We start from the raw sequence: 23,147 nt of genomic DNA, 5'->3' as shown, positions 1-23,147 counted from the left end.
CGCAATTGTCTTGGGTGTTATATAGTCAAGCCGCACGAGCAATTAGTATCGGTTAGCTCAACGCCTCGCAGCGCTTACACACCCGACCTATCAACGTCCTGGTCTTGAACGGCTCTTCAGGGACCTCGAGGGTCCAGGGAGATCTCATCTTGGAAGGGGCTTCCCGCTTAGATGCTTTCAGCGGTTATCCTGTCCGAACATAGCTACCGGGCAATGCGTCTGGCGACACAACCCGAACACCAGCGGTTCGTCCACTCCGGTCCTCTCGTACTAGGAGCAGCTTTCCTCAAATCTCCAACGTCCACGGCAGATAGGGACCGAACTGTCTCACGACGTTCTAAACCCAGCTCGCGTACCACTTTAAATGGCGAACAGCCATACCCTTGGGACCGGCTTCAGCCCCAGGATGTGATGAGCCGACATCGAGGTGCCAAACACCGCCGTCGATGTGAACTCTTGGGCGGTATCAGCCTGTTATCCCCGGAGTACCTTTTATCCGTTGAGCGATGGCCCTTCCATACAGAACCACCGGATCACTATGACCTGCTTTCGCACCTGCTCGACGTGTCTGTCTCGCAGTCAAGCGGGCTTGTGCCATTACACTAACCGCACGATGTCCGACCGTGCTTAGCCCACCTTTGTGCTCCTCCGTTACGCTTTGGGAGGAGACCGCCCCAGTCAAACTACCCACCACACAGTGTCCTCATCCCCGATCAGGGGACCAAGTTAGAACCTCAAACATGTCAGGCTGGTATTTCAAGGTTGGCTCCACGACGACTGGCGTCGCCGCTTCAAAGCCTCCCAGCTATCCTACACAAACATGCTCAAAGTTCACTGTGAAGCTATAGTAAAGGTTCACGGGGTCTTTCCGTCTAGCCGCGGATACACCGCATCTTCACGGCGATTTCAATTTCACTGAGTCTCGGGTAGAGACAGCGCCCCCATCGTTACGCCATTCGTGCAGGTCGGAACTTACCCGACAAGGAATTTCGCTACCTTAGGACCGTTATAGTTACGGCCGCCGTTTACCGGGGCTTCGATCAAGAGCTTCGCACGAATGCTAACCCCATCAATTAACCTTCCGGCACCGGGCAGGCGTCACACCGTATACGTCCACTTTCGTGTTAGCACAGTGCTGTGTTTTTAATAAACAGTCGCAGGGGCCTGGTATCTTCGACCGGCTTCCGCTCCACCCGCAGGGGCTTCACGTACACACCGGCGTGCCTTCTCCCGAAGTTACGGCACCATTTTGCCTAGTTCCTTTACCCGAGTTCTCTCAAGCGCCTTGGTATTCTCTACCTGACCACCTGTGTCGGTTTGGGGTACGGTCTCGAATCACCTGAAGCTTAGAAGATTTTCCTGGAAGCAGGGCATCAATGACTTCCCGCCCAATGGGCAGTCGTCGTCGCGTCTCAGGATTGAGGACCCGGATTTGCCTAAGTCCTCTCCCTACTCGCTTAAACCGGGACAACCGTCGCCCGGCTCACCTAGCCTTCTCCGTCTCTCCATCGCAGTGATCCATGGTACGGGAATATTAACCCGTTTCCCATCGACTACACCTTTCGGTCTCGCCTTAGGGGCCGACTCACCCTGCGCCGATTAGCGTTGCGCAGGAACCCTTGGTCTTCCGGCGTGGGGGTTTTTCACCCCCATTGTCGTTACTCATGTCAGCATTCGCACTTCTGATACCTCCAGCATGCTTCTCAACACACCTTCGCAGGCTTACAGAACGCTCCCCTACCCCGCATACAAAGTATGCAGCCGCAGCTTCGGTGACCAGTTTGAGCCCCGTTACATCTTCCGCGCAGGCCGACTCGACTAGTGAGCTATTACGCTTTCTTTAAAGGATGGCTGCTTCTAAGCCAACCTCCTAGCTGTCTGAGCCTTCCCACATCGTTTCCCACTTAACTGGTACTTGGGGACCTTAGCTGGCGGTCTGGGTTGTTTCCCTCTTCACGACGGACGTTAGCACCCGCCGTGTGTCTCCCGGATAGTACTCACAGGTATTCGGAGTTTGCATCGGGTTGGTAAGTCGGGATGACCCCCTAGCCGAAACAGTGCTCTACCCCCTGTGGTATTCGTCCGAGGCGCTACCTAAATAGCTTTCGGGGAGAACCAGCTATCTCCGGGCTTGATTAGCCTTTCACTCCGATCCACAAGTCATCCCCTGGCTTTTCAACGACAGTGGGTTCGGTCCTCCAGTTGATGTTACTCAACCTTCAACCTGCTCATGGATAGATCGCCCGGTTTCGGGTCTATGCCCAGCGACTAAATCGCCCTATTCAGACTCGGTTTCCCTACGGCTCCCCTATACGGTTAACCTCGCCACTGAACATAAGTCGCTGACCCATTATACAAAAGGTACGCCGTCACGGAACAAGTCCGCTCCGACTGCTTGTACGCATACGGTTTCAGGATCTATTTCACTCCCCTCACAGGGGTTCTTTTCGCCTTTCCCTCACGGTACTGGTTCACTATCGGTCAGTCAGGAGTATTTAGCCTTGGAGGATGGTCCCCCCATGTTCAGACAGGATATCACGTGTCCCGTCCTACTCGATTTCACTGGACTCAGGTTTCGGATACGGGGCTATCACCCACTATGGCGGCACTTTCCAGAGCCTTCTCCTACCAGTTGTCCAGCTTAAGGGCTGGTCCCCGTTCGCTCGCCGCTACTGAGGGAATCTCGGTTGATTTCTTTTCCTTCGGGTACTTAGATGTTTCAGTTCCCCGAGTTCGCCCCTTACACCTATGGATTCAGTGCAAGGTACCGACCCGAAAGTCGGTGGGTTTCCCCATTCAGAGATGTCCGGATCACAGCTCGTTTGCCAGCTCCCCGAACCTTATCGCAGGCTTCCACGTCTTTCATCGCCTCTGACTGCCAAGGCATCCACCGTATGCGCTTAGTTGCTTGACTATATAACCCCAAGACAACTGATCACGAATCCACACCCTTCACCAGGTAACCCTGATGCGGACGCTTATTCGAGACAGCCGACTGAAGTCATACAACAACCACTTCAACGACAACACCGGATAACGCTTGAAATCGCTATCACATTGAACATTGTTCCTCGGAGATAATGAGAAACAATATTCGTGTTCTATCTCGTCCAATTTGTTAAAGAGCAAATCTGACCCAGTGATCAGAAAGAAGAACTTCGCTTAACAACCTCTGTCATTAAAACGAAACGCTTGTTTCTGCACACTGCTAACCGGAGTTAGTCAGTTATGTAAGCATCGATCGTTCAGGCTTTTGGTGGAGCCAGGCGGGATCGAACCGCCGACCTCCTGCGTGCAAGGCAGGCGCTCTCCCAGCTGAGCTATGGCCCCTCGATCTTCCACACAAGCCAGGCCAATTTAACCTTAGCCATAGAATTGTGTGGATCTAGGCGTGTTCGGGCGCCGCATAGCCTGCTATGCAAGTCCGGACACAACGACGAGCCACGCAATTCTGGTGGGTCTGGGTGGACTTGAACCACCGACCTCACCCTTATCAGGGGTGCGCTCTAACCACCTGAGCTACAGACCCGGTTTCGCTTGTCTTCGAATCGCCTGGACTGCGTTGCAGCTTTCGCTCAATTGGTCACGTACGTGTGTACGCTCCCGCTTTCACTCAACCTGCGCCTTGCCAGCCGATCCGAATCCGGCGCCAAACCCTAGGGTCTGGTCAAACCGACATCGGGCCTGCATAGACCCTTTTGCTCTCTTTATTAGCCAACCAAGTAATTCGTGTGGACTCTGACCGAAGCGTTCGGCTTCGTTTAAGGAGGTGATCCAGCCGCAGGTTCCCCTACGGCTACCTTGTTACGACTTCACCCCAGTCATGAACCACACCGTGGTGATCGTCCTCCCGAAGGTTAGACTAACCACTTCTGGTGCAATCCACTCCCATGGTGTGACGGGCGGTGTGTACAAGGCCCGGGAACGTATTCACCGTGACATTCTGATTCACGATTACTAGCGATTCCGACTTCACGGAGTCGAGTTGCAGACTCCGATCCGGACTACGACGCGTTTTGTGAGATTGGCTCCCCCTCGCAGGTTTGCAGCCCTCTGTGCGCGCCATTGTAGCACGTGTGTAGCCCTGGCCGTAAGGGCCATGATGACCTGACGTCATCCCCACCTTCCTCCGGTTTGTCACCGGCAGTCTCCCTAGAGTTCTCAGCCGAACTGCTAGCAACTAGGGATAGGGGTTGCGCTCGTTACGGGACTTAACCCAACATCTCACGACACGAGCTGACGACGGCCATGCAGCACCTGTGTCAGAGTTCCCGAAGGCACCAATCCATCTCTGGAAAGTTCTCTGCATGTCAAGGCCAGGTAAGGTTCTTCGCGTTGCGTCGAATTAAACCACATGCTCCACCGCTTGTGCGGGCCCCCGTCAATTCATTTGAGTTTTAACCTTGCGGCCGTACTCCCCAGGCGGTCAACTTAGTGCGTTAGCTGCGCCACTAAGACTTCAAGAGTCCCAACGGCTAGTTGACATCGTTTACGGCGTGGACTACCAGGGTATCTAATCCTGTTTGCTCCCCACGCTTTCGCACCTCAGTGTCAGTGTTGGTCCAGGTAGCCGCCTTCGCCACTGGTGTTCCTTCCTATATCTACGCATTTCACCGCTACACAGGAAATTCCACTACCCTCTACCACACTCTAGCCTGACAGTTCGAAATGCCGTTCCCAGGTTAAGCCCGGGGCTTTCACATCTCGCTTATCAAACCACCTACGCGCGCTTTACGCCCAGTAATTCCGATTAACGCTTGCACCCTCCGTATTACCGCGGCTGCTGGCACGGAGTTAGCCGGTGCTTCTTCTGTGAGTAACGTCAATCTGCAAGGGTATTAACCTTACAGCCTTCCTCCTCACTGAAAGTGCTTTACAACCCGAAAGCCTTCTTCACACACGCGGCATGGCTGGATCAGGGTTGCCCCCATTGTCCAATATTCCCCACTGCTGCCTCCCGTAGGAGTTCGGGCCGTGTCTCAGTCCCGATGTGGCTGATCATCCTCTCAGACCAGCTACGGATCGTCGCCTTGGTAGGCCTTTACCCCACCAACTAGCTAATCCGACTTAGGCACATCCAATAGCGCAAGGTCCGAAGAGCCCCTGCTTTCCCCCGAAGGGCGTACGCGGTATTAATCCGGGTTTCCCCGGGCTATCCCCCACTACTGGGCAGTTTCCTAAGCATTACTCACCCGTCCGCCGCTCGTCAGCGGGGAGCAAGCTCCCCCTGTTACCGCTCGACTTGCATGTGTTAAGCCTGCCGCCAGCGTTCAATCTGAGCCATGATCAAACTCTTCAGTTTAAATCATACAAGAATCCGAAGATTCTCTATTCTTGCTCAAGACAAAACTCAATTTCGACGAGTCACTGTCCTGATATTTCGTATCCGAAATACCTCGGCCAGCGCCCACACGAATTACTTGGTTAACTTTTTAAAGAGCGTTGAGCGTCTGCTCAATCAAGGTGGCGTATTCTACATCGCTTCGCCGCCTTGTCAACCGTTTATTTTTCGCTGCTTCCCGTCTCCGGAAACCGCCGAAAAACTCACCGGCTTACTGCTTGTTTCGAGGGGCGCATTCTACAGTGAACCGCCACCTTGTCAACCGCTTTCTGAAGAAATTTGAAACTCATTTTCTTCAACACTTTCAAACAGTTGCCTTTCGATTCCGGAGCCGCCTCAGTGGCCTGCCCCTTGAAAGAGATGCGCATTCTACAGAGCTCAGGCGAAGTGTCAACGGCGATTCTGAAAAAACTTTAAAATCGACCGAAATCGGTTACGCAACAACCAGAACCCGGGCAATCTTCTTCTTACCCGCCTGGATGACACAATCGTCACCCTCCACAAACGCACGATCACCCTCAAACTGCTGGCCGTCAACAAAGACCGCGCCCCGCCCGAGAACATCCCTCGCCGCCGCGCCATTTTTTACCAGGCCAGCCAGACGCAGAACAGCGGCCATCGGCATTTCCGCTTTCCCCTCAAGGGAGACCTCGACCGTCGGCACATTTTCCGGAATCTCACCGAGGGCGACCCGGTTACCAGCCGACTTGTGAGCGGTCTTCGCCGCCTCCTCGTCATGGAAGCGGGCAATGATCTCTTCCGCCAGCAGCTTCTTATAGTCCTGCGGATTGGCCCCTGCCTCCACTTCCTTGCGGAATCCCTCGACCTCCGCAAGCGGACGAAAACTCAGCAGTTCGAAGTAACGCCACAACAAATCGTCCGGCATGGACAGCAATTTGGTGTACATCTCGCCCGGCGCATCATTAACCCCAACATAATTCCCCAGGGATTTGGACATCTTCTGGACGCCATCCAGACCTTCCAGAATGGGCATGGTGAGGATAACCTGGGGTTCCTGGCCGTAGCGACTCTGAATCGTGCGCCCCATCCCCAGGTTAAAACGCTGATCAGTACCGCCAAGCTCGACATCTGCCTTCAGAGCGACCGAGTCGTAACCCTGCACCAGCGGGTAGAGGAATTCGTGAATCGCAATTGGCTGATTCGACTCATAGCGCTTTGAAAAGTCGTCGCGCTCAAGCATTCGGGCAACCGTACTCTGGCCAGCCAATCGGATCATATCCGCCGCAGTCATCTTTCCCATCCAGTCGGAGTTGAAAACCACTCGGGTTTTTTCCGGGTCCAGAATCTTGAATACCTGCTCTTTATAGGTAACGGCATTGTCCGCCACCTGCTGATCGGTCAACGGGGGGCGCGTTGCACTCTTGCCAGTCGGATCACCAATCTTGCCGGTGAAGTCACCAATCAGGAAGATGACTTCGTGACCCAGATCCTGAAACTGTCGCAGCTTGTTAATAAGGACAGTATGCCCAAGATGGAGATCGGGCGCGGTGGGGTCAAAACCCGCTTTGATGCGCAGAGGCCGACCTTCCTTTAACTTGGCAACCAGATCGTCTTCCGGAACCAGTTCGTCAATGCCACGCTTTATTATGGCTAACGCTTCATCGATAGATGCCATGAACTACACGTCCCCAGTTTTATCTAGAAAGATTCTGTCAGTTACAGACCTCTACAAAAGAAATCTGTGAGTTACCCGATCCCCTGATACATTAGAATGCTCAGTTTTTAAGCAGATCCGAATGGTCAGGGCGGAGCATTATAGCAATGACGCCACCAGAAATCTGGCGGGTAGAGTAGTAACTGTAATGTTACACGCTGTCCCACATGCATTTTATACGGTAATCTGTTGGACTATACTTGAACAACAGCTTTAATTAGGTAGTTCAACCTACCGGAATACCGATTAAAACGGGTGTCGCACGTGCTGAAAACGTTTCCCAAAACACATATTACCATTGCTGCTGCAGCCACTGTGGTAGTGACGGCCGCCATTCTGATGAGCCCCAGCTCCGACGTTGAGGCCAAGAGAATGTCCTACTCCCTGGATCTGAATGGCAATCCTGTCACCAATTCTGCACCCCCAAAAGAAGGCACGCCGGTTTCAAGTGGCAACACTTCAGGCTCGGGTGACAAACCAGCTCCCGCGAACGTTGAGCTTGAGCTGGCAAACACGTCTCCGACAGCAGACCAGGCGCCCAAGCTGGACTGGCAGGAACACAAAATCAAATCCGGGGACACCTTGTCTTCCCTGTTTCGTGATGCCGGATTCAACGATGGCATTATGCTGAAGGTCATCCATGGCGAGGGCGACGCAGGCAAGCTGCAGCGCCTGTATGCGGGTGAAACCATCGCCTTCGCAACCGATGCCAATGGGGATCTGGCCGCCATTGACCTGAAACGCAGCTTGCTGGAAACACTTCACATATCCCGGGTTGAAGATGGCTTCAAGGGTGAGACCATTGTCCGTGAACCCGAGGCCCGTCCGGCCTTCGTTTCCGGTGTTATTGATGGCTCCCTTTATGTTGCAGCCCGGGAAGCCGGCATGAGCGACCGGCTTGCCATGGAGATGGCCGGCATCTTCGGCTGGGATATCGACTTCGTATACGATGTTCGCAAGGGTGACCGGTTTGAGGTGGTTTACGAAGAACTCTACCTGGATGGCGAAAAGTTTGACACCGGCCGAATCCTTTCTGCCCGCTTCGTTAACAGAGGCGAAGAGAACATAGCGCTGTTGTATACCGATAGCAAGGGTGACAGCGATTATTATGCCCCCGATGGCTCCAGCATGCGCAAGGCGTTCCTGAGGACTCCGATCAATGCACGGGTATCCTCGCCGTTTAATATGCAGCGCCGTCACCCGGTTCTCGATGTCGTCCGCCCTCACGAAGGTACTGACTACGCTGCTCCTCCAGGGACCCCCATTAAAGCCGCCGGAAATGGTCGGGTGCATTTCGCTGGCTGGAAAGGCGGTTATGGTCGCACCGTGATTCTCTCCCATGGCGACAACATAACCACCCTGTATGCTCACATGAGCCGCCTGGGCAAAGGCATCAGGAATGGCGCCCGAGTGAAACAGGGGGAAACCATCGGCTATGTGGGCTCCTCCGGGATGGTCACCGGTCCACATCTGCACTACGAGTTCCGCATGAATGGTGCGCCACGAAATTCCCGTACGGTGGATCTGCCGGATGCCAAACCGGTACCCAAATCTGAAATGGCGCGCTTCAGCAAGTTTGCGGAACAGCAGGTTGCCCAGCTGGATGTATACCGTGACGGCCACCAGCAGCTCGCGCTGGCCCGAGACGAGTAAGCTCATGAGCAAGTGGCTGGGACTGATGTCCGGCACCAGCATGGACGGTATCGACGCCGTGCTGGTGTCATTCCCCGGTGATCGGGTCCAGATTCATGCCACTCACAGCATTTCCTACCCCGAAGATATTCGCCACCGCCTGACTCAGCTTAGCCAGAATCAGGGAACACCCGACGAACTCGGAGAACTCGATCACATCGTGGGCAGCCTGTTTGCCGAGGCGGCAACACTGACCATCGACAAGGCCGGCATAACCAGCAGTGAAGTTTCTGCCATCGGTAGCCACGGCCAGACCCTTCGCCATCAGCCCCGAGGCAATACGCCCTTCTCCCTTCAGATTGGCGACCCCAACCTGATCGCGGAGAGAACGGGTATTACCACTGTTGCCGACTTCCGCCGGCGGGATATGTCAGCAGGCGGACAAGGCGCACCGCTCGTTCCTGCGTTCCATAAAACCTTCTTTGGCTCTGCGACTGAAGACCGCTGCATCCTCAATCTTGGCGGCATCGCCAATATCAGCTGGCTGCCAGCCGGCAGGCATCGGCCGGTTACCGGTTTTGACACTGGCCCCGCTAACGCCCTGATGGACGCTTGGTGCCAATATCAGACTGGACGCCCTTACGATAAAGACGGGAGGTGGGCCGCTGAAGGCATGGTCCATCAGGAATTACTCGAAGATATGCTTTCAGACGCTTACTTTATGAGGCCGCCCCCGAAAAGCACCGGGAAAGAGAAGTTCAACCTGGAATGGGTAAAAACCCTTTCGCGCAGGCACCCGGCCGTATCCGACGTTGATATGCAGCGGACACTGTTGGAACTCACCGTCGCCTCCGTTGCACGCCAACTGCCACCCTCTCCGGATATGACTATTTTTACCTGTGGAGGCGGGACGCGGAATACGCTTCTGATGCAGGAGCTGAAGAGGGCCTGTAGCCCACTGACGATAACTTCCACAGCAGATCTGGGACTGGACCCTCAGTGGGTAGAACCAGTTGCTTTCGGCTGGCTCGCCAAACAGACTATGGAGAAACACCCCGGGAACCTGCCTGAGGTCACCGGAGCATCCGGGGAAAGAATTCTCGGGGCGGTCTATTTCGCCTGATCAGATGGAAAAGGAACTGCCACACCCACAGGTGGAGCTGGCGTTCGGGTTACTCACTACGAACTGCGATCCCTGTAGGCCTTCCGTGTACTCTACCGTCGCTCCCACCAGGTACTGATAGCTCATCGGATCCACCAGCAGCGTTACCCCATCTTTTTCAATCGCCGTGTCTTCCTCGTCCTGATTGTCATCAAACGAGAAACCGTATTGAAATCCGGAACAACCACCACCCGTCACAAAAACCCGCAATTTGAGTTGAGGGTTCCCTTCCTCCTCTACTAATTCGCGTACTTTTGCTACGGCACTGTCACTGAGAAACAGCGGTGTGGCCATTTGTTGCTGAACTACACTCAAGTCCGCCTCCGGATTACTGTACGTTTGGTCAACACGATTATCATATTCCTGACTAAAACAATCAACTATTCGGCTTCCGCCCGATTTTCCAACTCTTCCGACTGCTCGAGAGTTTCTTTGGCTGGCTGCGTAGGGCTGTCACTGTTCAGCAGCCCGACCGGCTCACGCTGATGGACCAGATTACCATTCACCGCAGCGCCCATGGCCATCTCGATCAGATTGTAATAGACGTTACCATTAATGGAGGCTCTCTCAGCCAGTTCAAGGTGGGCAGACGCATACACATCACCATGAACCTGCCCATTGATAATTACGTGAGGTGCCACAATATCACCGGTGATTTCTCCAACCTCGGATACTCTGAGCACCGCGTCACTACCCTCTTCCGCGACAACCTTGCCGCGAACCCGGCCATCAACATGCAGCCCACCTGAAAAATGCACATCGCCTTCCACGGTGGTGCGGGATGACACCAGCGTGTCAAAATGCCCAGTCGGACGACGGGGTTTCTGTTTTTTCTTGCCGAGCATGTATCAGTTCTCCGTTAGTTCAACCCAATCAAATGTACGTTCGGCCTGCGCAGATTTTTTACCCTCGGATTGGGCCACCACCTGCACCTCCACCGGCTCAAAGTCCGATGGCAGCGTCAGCAACCCTTCAATATCCTGGAAATAGCGGAAGCGGAACTTTACGCCAAGATCGTCAATATCGGCAGAAAGATCGCGAAGTGCGATCACTTCTTTCTCATCATTGCGCACGCCAATCACATTGACGGCCACAACGCCGGATATATAGCTCTTGTTGTTGCCAACCTGTGTAAGCACCAGTTTGAAGCTGTAATCATCCTGCTGCCGCCCCTGTTGCAAGGTCAACCGGTCCACCTGGAGCCCTTTGCTGGTTTCCGAGGGTGCCATGATATTCTGATAGAAAGTCAGGTCCGCTTTCAGTGAAGCAATCTGCGTTTCCAGATCGACAATGGTCTTGCGAGCCTGGTTCAGCGCCTGCTGATCAATCGTGCGCCCTCGCTCCAGATTCACCAATTGCTGGGATGCATCACGGTACTTTTCCTGAAGCTCCTCAGCTACCTGCTCCAGGCGATCGCGGGAATCCTCAACCGAGGAGAACCGGAAGCCACCCTGGGCAAGCCCGGCAGTGTATCCGACAATGGCGGCAACCACGGAAAATATCAGCAGTATCAGTGTGCGACGCAGCCGGTATCCCGGTCGGTGACGGATGACAACATACTCTTCCGCCAGCTTTCTGGGTTCACTCACCGGCACGTCCTACGGCAGCAGGGCGGGCGCTTCGAGCCCTAGAGTTTCTTTCAGGCCAAACATGATATTCATGTTCTGCACTGCCTGGCCCGCTGCCCCTTTCACCAGATTATCGATGACCGAGGACACGATGACCACATTACTGTTTTCCTGGCGATGCAGCGCAATCCGGCAGTGGTTGGCCCCTCGCACACTCCGGGTTTCCGGGTGGCTGCCGAACGGCATGACGTCCACAAACGGTTCATCGCGGAAGCGGTTCTCATAGAGTGACTGCAACTGGTCGAAATCCCCAGGATTCGTCAATTCGGCGTACAGAGTCGCTTCGATACCGCGAACCATGGGAATCAGGTGAGGCACGAAGGTAATCCCGACGTCCCTCCCCGCAGCATGGCTGAGCCCCTGCCGGATCTCCGGCAAATGTCGATGCCCGGACGCCCCGTAGGCCTTGAAGCTTTCACCAACTTCACCATGAAGCATACCGATCTTACCCTGGCGACCTGCGCCGCTGGCGCCGGACTTGGCATCGGCAATCAGCCGGGACGGATCGACAAGGTTATTTTCCAGAAGGGGCAGAAAGCCCAACTGAACAGCTGTCGGGTAACAGCCAGGGTTAGCCACCAGTTGCGCACTGCGTACTTCCTCCCGCACCACTTCCGGGAGACCGTAAACGGCCTTTGCAGCCCACTCCGGACTCTCATGAGCCATACCATACCAAGTGGCCCAGACATCCAGGTCACGCAGGCGAAAGTCTGCCGACAGGTCCACGACCCGGGTCCCGGCAGCCATCAGCTCAGGCATCATGCGCATGGCAACTCCGTGAGGTGTGGCAAAGAACACCAGATCGCAAGCGGCAAGGGTATCCAGATCCGGCTCGGAAAAGGCCAGATCATAGTGGCCACGAAGGTTTGGATACATATCCGCGACTGGCATACCGGCCTCCGAGCGGGAGGTAATACAGCTCACCGTTGCTTCCGGATGCACCGCCAGAATTCTCAGAAGCTCGACACCGGTATAACCGGTTCCGCCTACAATGCCTACGTTTATCACCTGTTACTCCAGCTCCAGTCAGTTTCGTAAAATGCGAGTCATGTTTTTTCCACTAGTCTAACATGATAAGCCAACGACTTATTGCAGCCCGACAGGCGACCGTTACAATAACCTCACAATTCACCTACAACCGGAACTCCGGCGTTCATGCGAAAGATCTGGCACCAGATTACCGAGAACCTGATTCCGGGCTTCCGTCGCAGGCTCTCCGGCGTGGATGCCCTACCGCAGCTTGCGGTACTTGGCCTGCTTTCCGGATTGATCACCGGTGGTGTCATCCTGGTGTTCCGCCTTGCCATTGAATGGCCCCTCGAATATTTCCTGCCCGGTGACGGATCGGAATCCTTTGAGGAACTGGACCTCCTGACCCGGGGGCTCCTGCCACTGGCCGGCGCCCTGGCCCTTGGCCTGTTTCTTCATCGCCTGGCCACACATGACCGCAAGGTCGGCATCGTCCACATCATGGAGCGCCTCAACTACCACCAGGGCTATATTTCGGGTCGTAGCGCCGCTGTCCAGTTTATCACCGGGGTCACCACGGTGGTCACCGGACAGTCCGCCGGTCGGGAGGGGCCCGCCGTACATCTTGGCGCTGCATTCTCCAGCCTGATGGGACAGTGGATGAGGCTCCCCAACAACAGCATCCGAACCCTAGTGGCCTGCGGTTGCGCAGCCGCAATCTCTGCTTCCTTCAACACCCCGATTTCCGGCGTCATTTTCGCCATGGAAGTGGTGATGATGGAGTACACCATTGCTGGCTTTACTCCCATCATTCTCGCTGCAGTCAGTGCGGCCATTGTGACCCAGGCCATCTATGGTTCGGAACCGGCATTCAGCGTTCCCGCGCTGACCATGAATTCGCTTATAGAGATTCCCTGGATTCTGGCCATCGCCGTGATTATCGGAGTGGCCGCCGCGCTCTTCATCCACCTTGTCGACACCATGGGCCGCTACCACCACCGACCGGTACTGCTCCGCGTCACGGTTTGCGGACTGCTGATGGTACCGTTTGCACTGCTGATACCGGAAGTGATGGGCATTGGCTATGACACCGTGGACCTGGCCATCCACGGCCACCTGGCATTCTGGTTGCTGCTCGGGGCCGGCATCGCCAAACTGGTCATTACGTCGCTGACCATCGGGCTGGGCATGCCCAGCGGAGTCATCGGCCCCACCATCTTCATGGGCGCAACCCTGGGTGGCGCCATGGGGCTGATTGGCGCACAAATCGCGCCGGACATAGCATCGTCCGTCGGCTTCTACGCCATGCTGGGCATGGGTGCAATGATGGGCGCGGTTCTTCAGGCGCCGCTGGCAGCACTGATGGCATTGATGGAGCTGACCCGGAACCCACACATCATGCTGCCAGGAATGCTGATCATCACGACCGCCAGCCTGGTCACCAGCGAACTCTTTGGCAAAAAGTCGCTGTTTCTCACCATTCTGAAAAGCCAGGGATTGAGTTACCAGAATTCCCCCGTCATTCAGGCCCTGCGTCGGGTCTCGGTGGGTGCCATCATGGACCGCAACATTTTGCGCACAGAAAGGCACCTGACGGCTGAAGCTGCCCGCAAGATACTCAAGTCAGAGCCCAAGTGGCTGGTGGTGGAGGGCAGCAACGGTCCCACGGCACTGCTACCGGCCGTGGACCTTGCCCGCTACCTTGAAGACGCGGAAGAACTGGCCGCGGAAAAAGGAACCGAGCCCACAGACACCGTGGACCTGATGGAAATCCCGGCCAACCGCCGGGACGTTGCTCCGGTGCAGTACCAGGCCACTCTCGAGGAGGCTTTGGAAGTCTTTGACGACACCAGCGTGGAAGCCCTGTATGTTCAACGCCACGTGGCTCCGATGATCCAGCGGGTGTACGGCATCGTGCTGAAATCCGACATAGAAAGTTACTACCAATACCGACGGAGTTAAACGATGCTCTGGGTTAAAGCCCTCCATATCATATCCATGGTCTGCTGGTTCGCCGGCATTTTTTACCTGCCGAGACTGTTTGTGTATCACGCCGCCTGCGAGGACCAACCCGGGCGTGAACGCTTCAAGATCATGGAGCGCAAGCTATACCGGGGCATAACGACCCCGTCGATGGTTGCCACCCTCATTTTTGGTATCTGGCTGATCAGTTACAATGTTTCCGGTTATTTCAGCCAGGGCTGGATGCATGCCAAACTGGCACTGGTGGCGCTTTTAATTGCCTACCATTTTTACTGCGGCCACCTGGTGAAAGTTTTCCGGGATGACCGGAACACTCGTGGCCACGTGTTCTACCGCTGGCTCAACGAGTTACCAGTGCTGGTACTGGTGGCTGTCGTGATCCTGGCCGTTGTCAAACCATTCTGAGGAGCTGAGCCATAATACGTCACACCCGCCCCCAAGTATTGATCCTGTCCGGCCTTGACCCCTCCGGTGGTGCCGGAATACAAGCCGATATCCAGGCCGTCACGGCGCTGGGCTGCCATCCCCTGCCCGTCCTGAGCTGCCTGACAGTCCAGGATACGCGCAACGTCTATGACGCCAGCGCGGTGGATGCGGAATTGATTCGCAGACAACTGGACTGCGTCGCAGCCGACGCCCCCATTCATGCCATTAAAACCGGCGCCCTGGGCAATGCCGAGGTGGTGGAGGTTCTGGTGGAATTCCTCGGTAAACACCCGGATATTCCCGTGATCACCGACCCGGTTATCAAGGCCGCCGGCGGCGGCGACCTGGCCGACGAAGCCCTGATCCGGGCGATGAAGGAACACCTCTTCAGCCGCGCCGAAATGATCACCCCCAACGGGGTCGAACTGGCCCTGCTCGGCGACAGCGATGAGCCCGCCGAGGCCGCGCAGCTGCTGATGGCAGCGGGCTGTCAGTCGGTGCTGGCCACCGGCGGTCATGGAGAGGGGCCGCAGATCATTAATACACTTTACACACAGGAAGCGGAGCCCCTTTACTGGCATATCGAGCGGGTCGGCGGGGAATATCACGGCACCGGCTGCACACTGGCGGCCGCCATCGCAGCCGGGCGCGCCCAGGGGCTGTCACCACGGGCCGCGATTTCCCAGGCTCAGAACTTTGTTAACCACGCCATTCTCCATGCCCTGGAGGTTGGTCACGGCCAACCGGTACCGGATCGCGGCATTCCGTGGGAACGGTGACCTCATGACTGCAACACCTTTTCCCAAAGGCCTGGCACCAGGCCTTTACGCTATCACCGACAGCAAGCTGCTGCCTGACGACAAACTGCTGCCGGCGGTGGAGGCAGCGCTAAGAGGGGGCGCGGTGCTGGTCCAGTACCGTGACAAATCCAGTTCAGCTTCTACACGGCTGAGTCAGGCCCGCAACCTTGTCGCTGCCTGCCGTAACGCGGGCGTTCCCCTTATCATCAATGACGATCCCGAACTGGCCCAGCGTGTGGGCGCAAATGGCGTTCACCTGGGCCAGGGCGATAGCTCACTTGTCGAGGCCAGGCAACGGCTGGGTGACGGCGCAATCATTGGCGCGACTTGCCATGGCAATCTGGCATTGGCCGCAATAGCAACCGGGGAAGGGGCGGACTATCTCGCCTTCGGGCGCTTTTTCGGGTCCACCACCAAACCCGATGCACCGCCCGCGGAACTGTCTGTCCTGGCGAAAGCCCGCCAGTATCAGCGGCCATTAACCGCCATTGGCGGTATTACAACCCGAAACGGTGGCACTCTTATCCAGGCAGGGGCGGATATGCTGGCCGTGGTCGGCGATCTGTTCGGCGGCAATCCAGAGTATACCGAACGACAAGCGCGAGAGTTTGCGCGACTGTTTGCCGCTCATCACCCGCTGTTCCAGCCCCGGAAGAACATTCACGATACGCTTTCAAGTAATCAGGAGCCTTGAACATGACTCACTCCGAAACCCTCTTTGCCGAGGCCCAGAAGTATATTCCCGGCGGCGTTAATTCCCCTGTCCGGGCGTTCAGGGGCGTAGGCGGCACGCCCATCTTTTTCAAGCATGCCGAAGGTGCCTACCTGTTCGATGAGGATGACCGCCGCTACATCGACTATATCGGCTCCTGGGGACCGATGATCCTTGGCCACTCCAGCCAGTTGATCAAGGATGCGTTGCACGCTCAGGTGGACCTTGGTGTCGGTTACGGTGCTCCAACCGCCATCGAAACCGAAATGGCAAAGAAAGTGTGCGAACTGGTCCCCTCCATAGATCTGGTCCGCATGGTGAACTCGGGCACCGAGGCAACCATGAGCGCCATCCGGCTTGCTCGCGGTTACACCGGCCGGGACAAGATCGTCAAATTCGAGGGCTGCTACCACGGCCACGTGGATTCCCTGCTGGTCAAGGCCGGCTCAGGAGCCCTGACCCTTGGCGTACCCAATTCACCGGGCATCCCCGCCAGCCTGGCCGAACACACCCTGACGCTGACCTACAACGACATCGACAATGTGCGGGACACCTTTGCCCGGATGGGCGATGACATAGCCGCCATCATCGTGGAACCGGTTGCCGGTAACATGAACTGCATCCCTCCGGTTCCAGGATTCCTGGAAGCACTGCGGGAGGTTTGCGACGAGCACGGTACCGTACTGATTTTTGATGAAGTGATGACCGGCTTCCGTGTCTCTCTCGGGGGCGCCCAGGGCTACTACGGTGTCAAGCCGGACCTGACGGCCCTCGGCAAAGTTATTGGTGGCGGCCTGCCGGTTGGCGCCTTTGGCGGCAAACGGGAAATCATGGAACATATTTCCCCACTCGGACCGGTCTACCAGGCAGGCACCCTGAGCGGGAACCCACTGGCCATGTGCGCGGGATTGACTACTCTGAATGCCATTTCCGAGCCGGGCTTCCACGACCGGCTCACAGAAAAAACCGTCGCGGTGCGGGACGGCCTGAAGGAAGCAGCGGATGAAGCCGGCATTCCTCTTGCGGTTCAGAGCGCGGGGGCCATGTTTGGATTCTTCTTCACTGACGCCCCCGCCGTCACCCGCTTTGACGAAGTCATGGCGTGTGATGTCGAGCGCTTCAAGGCCTTTTTCCAGGGCATGCTACAGGAAGGCGTCTATCTGGCCCCGTCCGCATTTGAAGCCGGGTTTACCAGCGCCGCCCTGTCCCAGGACGATATTGAACACACCATCGCGGCAGCCAGACGCGTCATGAAGACACTGTAACCCCACCTCCTGGATGGCAAGCCCTGCCGCTTGTCATCCAGGGCCACACCCGTGACCTCCTTCACAAATCCAGCCCTTTCCCGCCACAACACCAGCCCCAACATTGACTTGACACCTACATGATCAAATTATGTGCAGATCTCATACGAGATGCTCAATCAAACAACAACAAATGTAGGTACAACAATGAAACAATGGCTCAAAGCAGTAACCATGCTGTGCATTCTGGCATGGTCCGCTCCCACCCTGGCGTGGTGGAACTCCACCCCATCCGACTATACCGATACACGCTACCCCGTTGTTCTGGTACACGGTATGTTTGGCTTCGACTCCGTAGCCGGCGTTGACTACTGGTACGGCGTGGCGGAAGACTTGCGCCGATACGGTGCTGACGTCTACACCACCCAGGTGCCGGCCCTGGACAGCACTATCGCCCGGGGCGAGGCGCTACTGCCCCAGGTTGAGGCGATTGCAGCAGTCCATGGCAAGGTCAATCTGATTGGCCACAGCCACGGCGGTCCGACAGCCCGCTACGTAGCCCGAGTACGACCGGACCTGGTGGCTTCCGTCACCTCCGTGGGCTCTCCCCACAAAGGGTCTCCGGTTGCAGACCTGATTCATGGTTCTCCGGGCGAGGGACTGGCGGCAACGCTGGGCAACGCGCTGGGTGGATTGATTGATTTGCTGTCAGGCGGAGGCTACGACCAGGATATGAGCGCCAGCCTGTATTCACTGACAACCCAGGGAAGTGCCGAGTTCAACAACTTTGCACCAGCCGGCATTCCCTCAACCGCTTGTGGTGAGGGCGCGTATTCCGCCAATGGGGTGCGTTTCTATTCCTGGGGGGGTACGGGCGTCCTGACCAATGCCCTGGACCTGTCCGATGCTCTGCTTGGCACCACCAGCCTCGCGTTCGGGTTCAGTGCCAATGATGGCCTGGTGGGCCGCTGCAGCAACCACTTCGGCAAAGTCATCCGGGACAACTACTTCATGAACCATCTGGATGAGGTGAACCAGACACTGGGACTGCACAGCCTGTTCGAGACAGACCCGAAGGCCGTATTTCAACAACACGCCAACCGGTTGAAGAACGCCGGTCTCTGACTGATTCCGCTAACAGCTCCTGGTGGCCCAATTGCCACCGGGAGCTCAGAATACCCCCTCGATCCCGACCAAAGCCGTCTGGCGACGGTAATCATAGCGGGCAAGGTTGCTCTGATTATCCCTGAACATCCACTCACCACGCACAGACCAGCGCGCACTCAAAGCGTATTCCGTCAACAGGGTGCCCTGCGAACGCTTGTCGACCCTGCGCTCGCTCTCCAGAACGCCTTGTGAGGTGAACAGACGATGGGGATCTCTGTATCGGCTGTACCGATAGCTACCCTCCACGCCGACGTTCCAGCGCTGCGAAACCTTATAACGGACCGTCAATTCAAACAGGTTGCGTTCTGGCGACACACTGACAAACTGCTCACCAACCTCCATATCATCCCGTGCGTTCAGGTCCCAACGGTACTGGGCATCGACACGCCAGCGGGTATAGTCCTTGCGCCCCTTCAGACGAGCCTGATACCACTGCCCATCATAGGCCTCGAAACCATCGCCGCCTTCGACGACTCCGGTGGACACTGACGCCCGACAGCGCGAGCCTGAACCACCCACTGGACACTCTTCAAGCCGGTAAGAAAGATCCACGCGATAGGTACGCTCTAGCGCTTCGGAATTAAACCAGGACTGGCTAACGCCGAGCATGACACCTGCCCGACCCGGTCCCAGGCTCTCCAACCAACTGGTGCCCACCTGAAGAAAGTCAGTATCGAAATCGGATTCCGAGGGGTACTGACGAGAATAAGCGGCGCCTTCCAGCCGGACAGTGGAACCTTTGGTCCGGTAAACGTCCGCCGATCCCGCGGCCAACAACTCACCGAAGCCACCTTCCCGCCCTGAACTGCCGGACCCGGGAACACTCGCGATGTTGTTATCATAACCACCGGCCAGCGACACATAGGCCATCCAGGGGCGCGGCGAAGGTTCCGGGGAGGGTTGCTTTCCTTCCTGAAGCTGAAGAGCAGCCAGGGCCCGTATTTTTTCGGGAGCAGAGTCAGCCGCGGCACGATTAAACCAGAATGCGGCCTTATCCAGGTCACCGGCAGCCTTGGCGACCAGGCCCAGATTGTACTCTGCCAGCGCCTGGCTGGAGGTACCGAGCAAAGCAGAGAAAGCGTTGGTGGCAAGCTCGTATTCACCGAGCCGGTAATAGACAACCCCCAGGTTGTACATCAGCGAGTTACTCTCCAGCCCCGCCGCCCGAGCAGCCTCAAAAGCCCTTCTGGCGGACTCAAGTTCACCGCTCTGGAAATGTTCTATGCCTGCAGCCATCTGCGATCGGGGATCATCAGACGCAACCGCCGGAAGGGAGGCGGTTGCTATCAGCAACAAACAAGACGTGGTGAATAGCCGAACTGCAGCCTGCAAACAGATCTCTCCGGAGCCTGAGGAAAAAACGTTCACCGGCAGGGTGACTACAACGTCAGTATCGCCAGCGTTACTCAGGAGAGTATAACAAGGAGAGGCGGGAGAAAAGTCCACCCACACGAAGTACGCACTGTACCGCGCCCGCCAGGATAAGATCTTCTCAGATCAGGAGTTACAACTGGGTGCTGTCACCGTCAAGCTGATCAGTGGTGTTGTCCAGCAATTCGTCGGCATCGTCGAGCAGATCATCCGTGCCCGGCAAATCCGTTACATCATCTTCGCCGGGCAAAGAATCCAGAATGTCATCACTGCCGGGACGCTCCGAATCAATCACCTCCCTTGCCTCTCTCGCACGCTCAGAAGCCGACTCACCGATTTCCTGCCCTCGCTCCATGGCCTCGAGTGCGGTCTCAATATCCGGACGCTCTGGGCGACCGGGTGTTTCAGGGATCATGGGCTCAGGCAGTTCGATTTCCCGAACCACCGAGTTGGTCAATTCTTCGTCATCCACGACCATTCTCATGGTCACATCAAGGTCGTCCCTGGCCTGAGCCATTACTGGCCACGCCAGTAGCGCCACCAAGCACATCAGTGCCGGCTTTAACCACTGCCTGTCGTGCATTGTCATGATGCTGGCTCCGTATTGTCTGCCTTAGTCTGACCGGGAATAGCTGCCCTGAAGGTTTTCTGGCGCTGGCCGTCATCAATATGTGCCACCAGATCACCCGCGCCTGGGAACAACACTCTGAGCGGCAACGCCAACACGTTTTCACCTTGTTCCAGATCGACTTTCCAGCTCAGTTGCTGTCGCCCCGGGAACGTTGCCAGTTCAACATTGGCCGGTAGTTCAAGTGTTAAAGTGACGTCTTCAAGAGGTTGGCCAGAGCTGAAAGCCAGGCGCACGGTCTGGATCACCGGTTCATTCACCGCCGGCGACGAGCTCACCAGGGCGTCGTCAGTCTCCGCCGGATTCGTCGCAATTGCAGGTTGCGACTGCTCTGAACCGGTTTTCAATCCCACACCCAAGGCAATACCAAGCGCCATTGCCGCCGCAATCGCACCACCAACCATCGGCGTACTCCAGCCACGATGACCGGATTTGCCTGAAGCGCTTGAGCGCGCGGCAGCCAGTACCCGAGTTTCGAAGTCCGGTGACGGATCCGGAATGGCATAACGATCAGTAAAGGTCGACTGCAGCACCTTTTCATTGGTCAGCCTTGTCGCACAGTGAGCACAGTCCGCCACATGCTGCTCTACAAAGGCAGCCTGTTCCGCAGACAACTCATTCAACAAGTAGGGAACCATAAGTTCCCGGCATTCACGACAAGACATATCCATCACCTCATTCTTTCACACGTCCAGTGTCTGAAAAAGGTTCCAGTTCCCTTTGCAGTTTTTCCCGCAGTGCCGCCCGGCATCGGTGTAACCGGGATTTTACTGTTCCCAGGGGAATATCCAGAACCTCCGCGATATCTTCCTGCCGCCAGCCATCTACGTCATGGAGCATGATCAGGGCACGCTGATCCGGGGCCAGGGTCGCCATAACCTGATCCAGAGCCGGCCCGATGCGACTGATATCCACCTGGTCCTCCGGCCCCACATCTTCCGAAGCGAAGCTATCGAGGTAGGCAGACTGGCTCTCGGAGTCCACCACTTCACTCAGGGGGCGATCGGACTGGCGCCCCTTGCGACGCACCTGGTCAATAAAGTGTCGATACAGCACACGATTCAGCCACGGCCGCAACTGGTCTACCGATTCCAGTTCGTCCAGGCGGGGGTACAGTTTGACGATCACATCCTGCACCAGGTCCTCCGCATCCTGTTGTTGTCCTGCCAGACGAAAGGCAAACCGATACATCGCCTGCAGATGCGGCTGAACCAGCGTCTCGAATCGTTTAGACCGGGAAGGTCGGAAAGGAAGTAATGCCAAAACCGGTGCTCGCCCTTGCTGTGAATCGTTATCTGGCTCAAACAGGCCACCAAGTCTATACCAGATCAAGGATACGTTATACTTGGCCAGCGCTTGCTCCCCGAAATCTTTATTAACAAAAAATGAGAATACGTTCACAAAAGCGCAGGAACCCGGCAACCACTCCTATCGTTTAATAAATGACAAGTGCGCAATTCCTGCGTCCTGCACTTTCAAAACAATAGACCACGGAGGTTTATATGAATCGCTCTCTGAAATTCTTTACGGTTGCTGCCCTGGCTGCCGGGGTTGCCGCCTGTGGTAGCGGAAGTTCCGATTCCGATGACACTGGCACCGTATCCTTCGGCCTCACGGATGCGCCGGCGACCGAGTTCAGCAATGTCACCGTTGCGTTTACAGAGATCCAGCTAAAGCCTGCCGATGGTGATTGGATTACTTTCCCGCTGGACGGCTTTGAAACCGTCAACATGCTGGACCTGCAAGGCGGCGTCACCGAACCCCTGATTACCGATGAGGAGGTGCCGGCAGGCAACTACACACAACTGCGCCTGATCGTTGATACTGATAATTCTTTCGTGACCCTTGTCGACAATCCTGACGCGCCACTTACGCTGGCCGTACCCTCTGGTGAACAGAGCGGTCTCAAGCTACAAGGCGAGTTTATTGTGGCAGCCGACACCAGCACTGACTTCACCATCGACTTTGATGTCCAGAAAGCCATCGTCAACCCTGCAGGACAAGCGCTGGCCGACTATATGCTGAGACCCGCCCTGCGTTTGGTGAACAACCTGGAGGTTGGTTCAATTGCGGGCACGGTGGACGCATCTACGATCATCCAGACCGCATGTGCGGATGCAGCAACATACTCTGGCATGGTCTATGTGTACGAAGGATCCGGTGCCACCCCGGATGACCTGGGCAGTGAAAACGAACCTCTCGTCGCGGTTCCTGTCTCTGACGATGACAACGATGGCACCTACACCTACAAGGCAGCGTTCCTGACCGAGGGCAACTATACCGTCAGTTATTCCTGCTCAGCCGACGATAACGAGATTGATGAAGATCTGGCGTTCGCTGGCACACAGGATGTAACGGTTGAAGTGGACACCGAAAAGACCGTCAATTTCGAATAAGACAATTTGCTAG

At 56.3% G+C, this 23,147-nt stretch carries 18 protein-coding genes, 2 tRNA genes and 2 rRNA genes; 9 read left to right on the top strand and 13 right to left on the bottom strand.

Translation table 11 applies throughout. The features are described 5' to 3' along the window. Positions 1-21: 21 nt before the first annotated feature. The 5 genes from EHN06_RS03845 to tyrS all read right to left on the bottom strand — a co-directional run bounded on the left by EHN06_RS03845 (position 22) and on the right by tyrS (position 6,977). Positions 22-2,914: ribosomal RNA gene (locus tag EHN06_RS03845) — 23S ribosomal RNA — on the bottom strand. A gap of 340 nt (positions 2,915-3,254) precedes the next feature. Further along, positions 3,255-3,330: transfer RNA gene (locus EHN06_RS03840), tRNA-Ala, on the bottom strand. Positions 3,331-3,452: 122 nt separating this feature from the next. Beyond that, positions 3,453-3,529: transfer RNA gene (locus EHN06_RS03835), tRNA-Ile, on the bottom strand. Positions 3,530-3,762: 233 nt separating this feature from the next. Beyond that, positions 3,763-5,302, bottom strand: a 16S ribosomal RNA gene (locus EHN06_RS03830). The 16S and 23S rRNA genes sit together here with 2 tRNA genes alongside, the layout of an rRNA operon. A gap of 472 nt (positions 5,303-5,774) precedes the next feature. After that, positions 5,775-6,977: a tyrosine--tRNA ligase gene (tyrS, locus tag EHN06_RS03825; protein WP_127330366.1), complete on the bottom strand. Its 1,203-nt coding sequence runs from the start codon at positions 6,975-6,977 to the stop codon at positions 5,775-5,777. A 303-nt stretch (positions 6,978-7,280) separates the two neighbouring features. Here tyrS and EHN06_RS03820 point away from each other — a divergent pair, with 303 nt between their 5' ends. After that, positions 7,281-8,669, top strand: coding sequence for an OapA family protein (locus EHN06_RS03820; RefSeq protein WP_127330364.1), 1,389 nt, complete (start codon positions 7,281-7,283; stop codon positions 8,667-8,669). A gap of 4 nt (positions 8,670-8,673) precedes the next feature. Then, positions 8,674-9,771, top strand: coding sequence for an anhydro-N-acetylmuramic acid kinase (locus EHN06_RS03815; protein ID WP_127330362.1), 1,098 nt, complete (start codon positions 8,674-8,676; stop codon positions 9,769-9,771). Here EHN06_RS03815 and erpA read toward each other — a convergent pair whose 3' ends face one another. The 4 genes from erpA to argC form a co-directional block, all read right to left on the bottom strand. Next, positions 9,772-10,104, bottom strand: a complete 333-nt coding sequence (erpA, locus tag EHN06_RS03810; RefSeq protein ID WP_228257461.1) for an iron-sulfur cluster insertion protein ErpA — start codon at positions 10,102-10,104, stop codon at positions 9,772-9,774. Positions 10,105-10,190: 86 nt separating this feature from the next. Next, positions 10,191-10,655, bottom strand: a complete 465-nt coding sequence (locus EHN06_RS03805; protein ID WP_127330358.1) for a bactofilin family protein — start codon at positions 10,653-10,655, stop codon at positions 10,191-10,193. A 3-nt stretch (positions 10,656-10,658) separates the two neighbouring features. Next, entirely contained in the window at positions 10,659-11,399 is a 741-nt protein-coding gene (locus EHN06_RS03800) for a DUF6776 family protein (protein WP_127330356.1), read from the bottom strand. Positions 11,400-11,408: 9 nt separating this feature from the next. Next, on the bottom strand, positions 11,409-12,446 hold the full coding sequence (gene argC / locus EHN06_RS03795; RefSeq protein WP_127330354.1) for an N-acetyl-gamma-glutamyl-phosphate reductase: 1,038 nt from the start codon (positions 12,444-12,446) through the stop codon (positions 11,409-11,411). A 147-nt stretch (positions 12,447-12,593) separates the two neighbouring features. Here argC and EHN06_RS03790 point away from each other — a divergent pair, with 147 nt between their 5' ends. The 6 genes from EHN06_RS03790 to EHN06_RS03765 all read left to right on the top strand — a co-directional run bounded on the left by EHN06_RS03790 (position 12,594) and on the right by EHN06_RS03765 (position 18,697). Continuing rightward, positions 12,594-14,369 (top strand): chloride channel protein, encoded by a 1,776-nt coding sequence (locus EHN06_RS03790; RefSeq protein ID WP_127330352.1) that lies wholly within the window; start codon positions 12,594-12,596, stop codon positions 14,367-14,369. 3 nt (positions 14,370-14,372) lie between these two features. Next, positions 14,373-14,795 carry a protoporphyrinogen oxidase HemJ gene (gene hemJ / locus EHN06_RS03785; protein ID WP_127330350.1) on the top strand — a complete coding sequence of 141 codons (423 nt, stop codon included), beginning with the start codon at positions 14,373-14,375 and terminating at the stop codon, positions 14,793-14,795. A 38-nt stretch (positions 14,796-14,833) separates the two neighbouring features. Further along, positions 14,834-15,595, top strand: coding sequence for a bifunctional hydroxymethylpyrimidine kinase/phosphomethylpyrimidine kinase (gene thiD, locus EHN06_RS03780; RefSeq protein WP_228257403.1), 762 nt, complete (start codon positions 14,834-14,836; stop codon positions 15,593-15,595). A gap of 4 nt (positions 15,596-15,599) precedes the next feature. Continuing rightward, positions 15,600-16,310: a thiamine phosphate synthase gene (gene thiE, locus EHN06_RS03775; RefSeq protein WP_127330348.1), complete on the top strand. Its 711-nt coding sequence runs from the start codon at positions 15,600-15,602 to the stop codon at positions 16,308-16,310. Positions 16,311-16,312: 2 nt separating this feature from the next. Then, positions 16,313-17,593: a glutamate-1-semialdehyde 2,1-aminomutase gene (gene hemL / locus EHN06_RS03770; protein WP_127330346.1), complete on the top strand. Its 1,281-nt coding sequence runs from the start codon at positions 16,313-16,315 to the stop codon at positions 17,591-17,593. Positions 17,594-17,779: 186 nt separating this feature from the next. Then, positions 17,780-18,697 carry a lipase family alpha/beta hydrolase gene (locus EHN06_RS03765; RefSeq protein WP_127330344.1) on the top strand — a complete coding sequence of 306 codons (918 nt, stop codon included), beginning with the start codon at positions 17,780-17,782 and terminating at the stop codon, positions 18,695-18,697. Positions 18,698-18,742: 45 nt separating this feature from the next. Here the strand turns inward: EHN06_RS03765 and EHN06_RS03760 are convergent, their stop codons facing one another. From EHN06_RS03760 to EHN06_RS03745, 4 genes are all read right to left on the bottom strand, one after another. Continuing rightward, complete coding sequence (locus tag EHN06_RS03760) at positions 18,743-19,975, bottom strand: tetratricopeptide repeat protein (RefSeq protein WP_127330342.1); 1,233 nt, start codon at positions 19,973-19,975, stop codon at positions 18,743-18,745. A gap of 268 nt (positions 19,976-20,243) precedes the next feature. Continuing rightward, positions 20,244-20,699 carry a hypothetical protein gene (locus EHN06_RS03755; RefSeq protein WP_127330340.1) on the bottom strand — a complete coding sequence of 152 codons (456 nt, stop codon included), beginning with the start codon at positions 20,697-20,699 and terminating at the stop codon, positions 20,244-20,246. Next, positions 20,696-21,403, bottom strand: coding sequence for an anti-sigma factor family protein (locus tag EHN06_RS03750; protein ID WP_127330338.1), 708 nt, complete (start codon positions 21,401-21,403; stop codon positions 20,696-20,698). Before EHN06_RS03750 ends, EHN06_RS03755 begins: the two co-directional genes overlap by 4 nt. 10 nt (positions 21,404-21,413) lie before the next feature. Then, entirely contained in the window at positions 21,414-22,001 is a 588-nt protein-coding gene (locus EHN06_RS03745) for an RNA polymerase sigma factor (RefSeq protein ID WP_127330336.1), read from the bottom strand. A 239-nt stretch (positions 22,002-22,240) separates the two neighbouring features. Between EHN06_RS03745 and EHN06_RS03740 the strand changes: the two genes are divergently transcribed. Further along, positions 22,241-23,134, top strand: a complete 894-nt coding sequence (locus tag EHN06_RS03740) for a DUF4382 domain-containing protein (protein WP_127330334.1) — start codon at positions 22,241-22,243, stop codon at positions 23,132-23,134. Positions 23,135-23,147 lie beyond the last annotated feature (13 nt).

Source organism: Marinobacter sp. NP-4(2019), from assembly GCF_003994855.1.
Classification (GTDB): Bacteria; Pseudomonadota; Gammaproteobacteria; order Pseudomonadales; family Oleiphilaceae; genus Marinobacter.
This window is presented reverse-complemented; position numbering and strand designations above follow the sequence as displayed.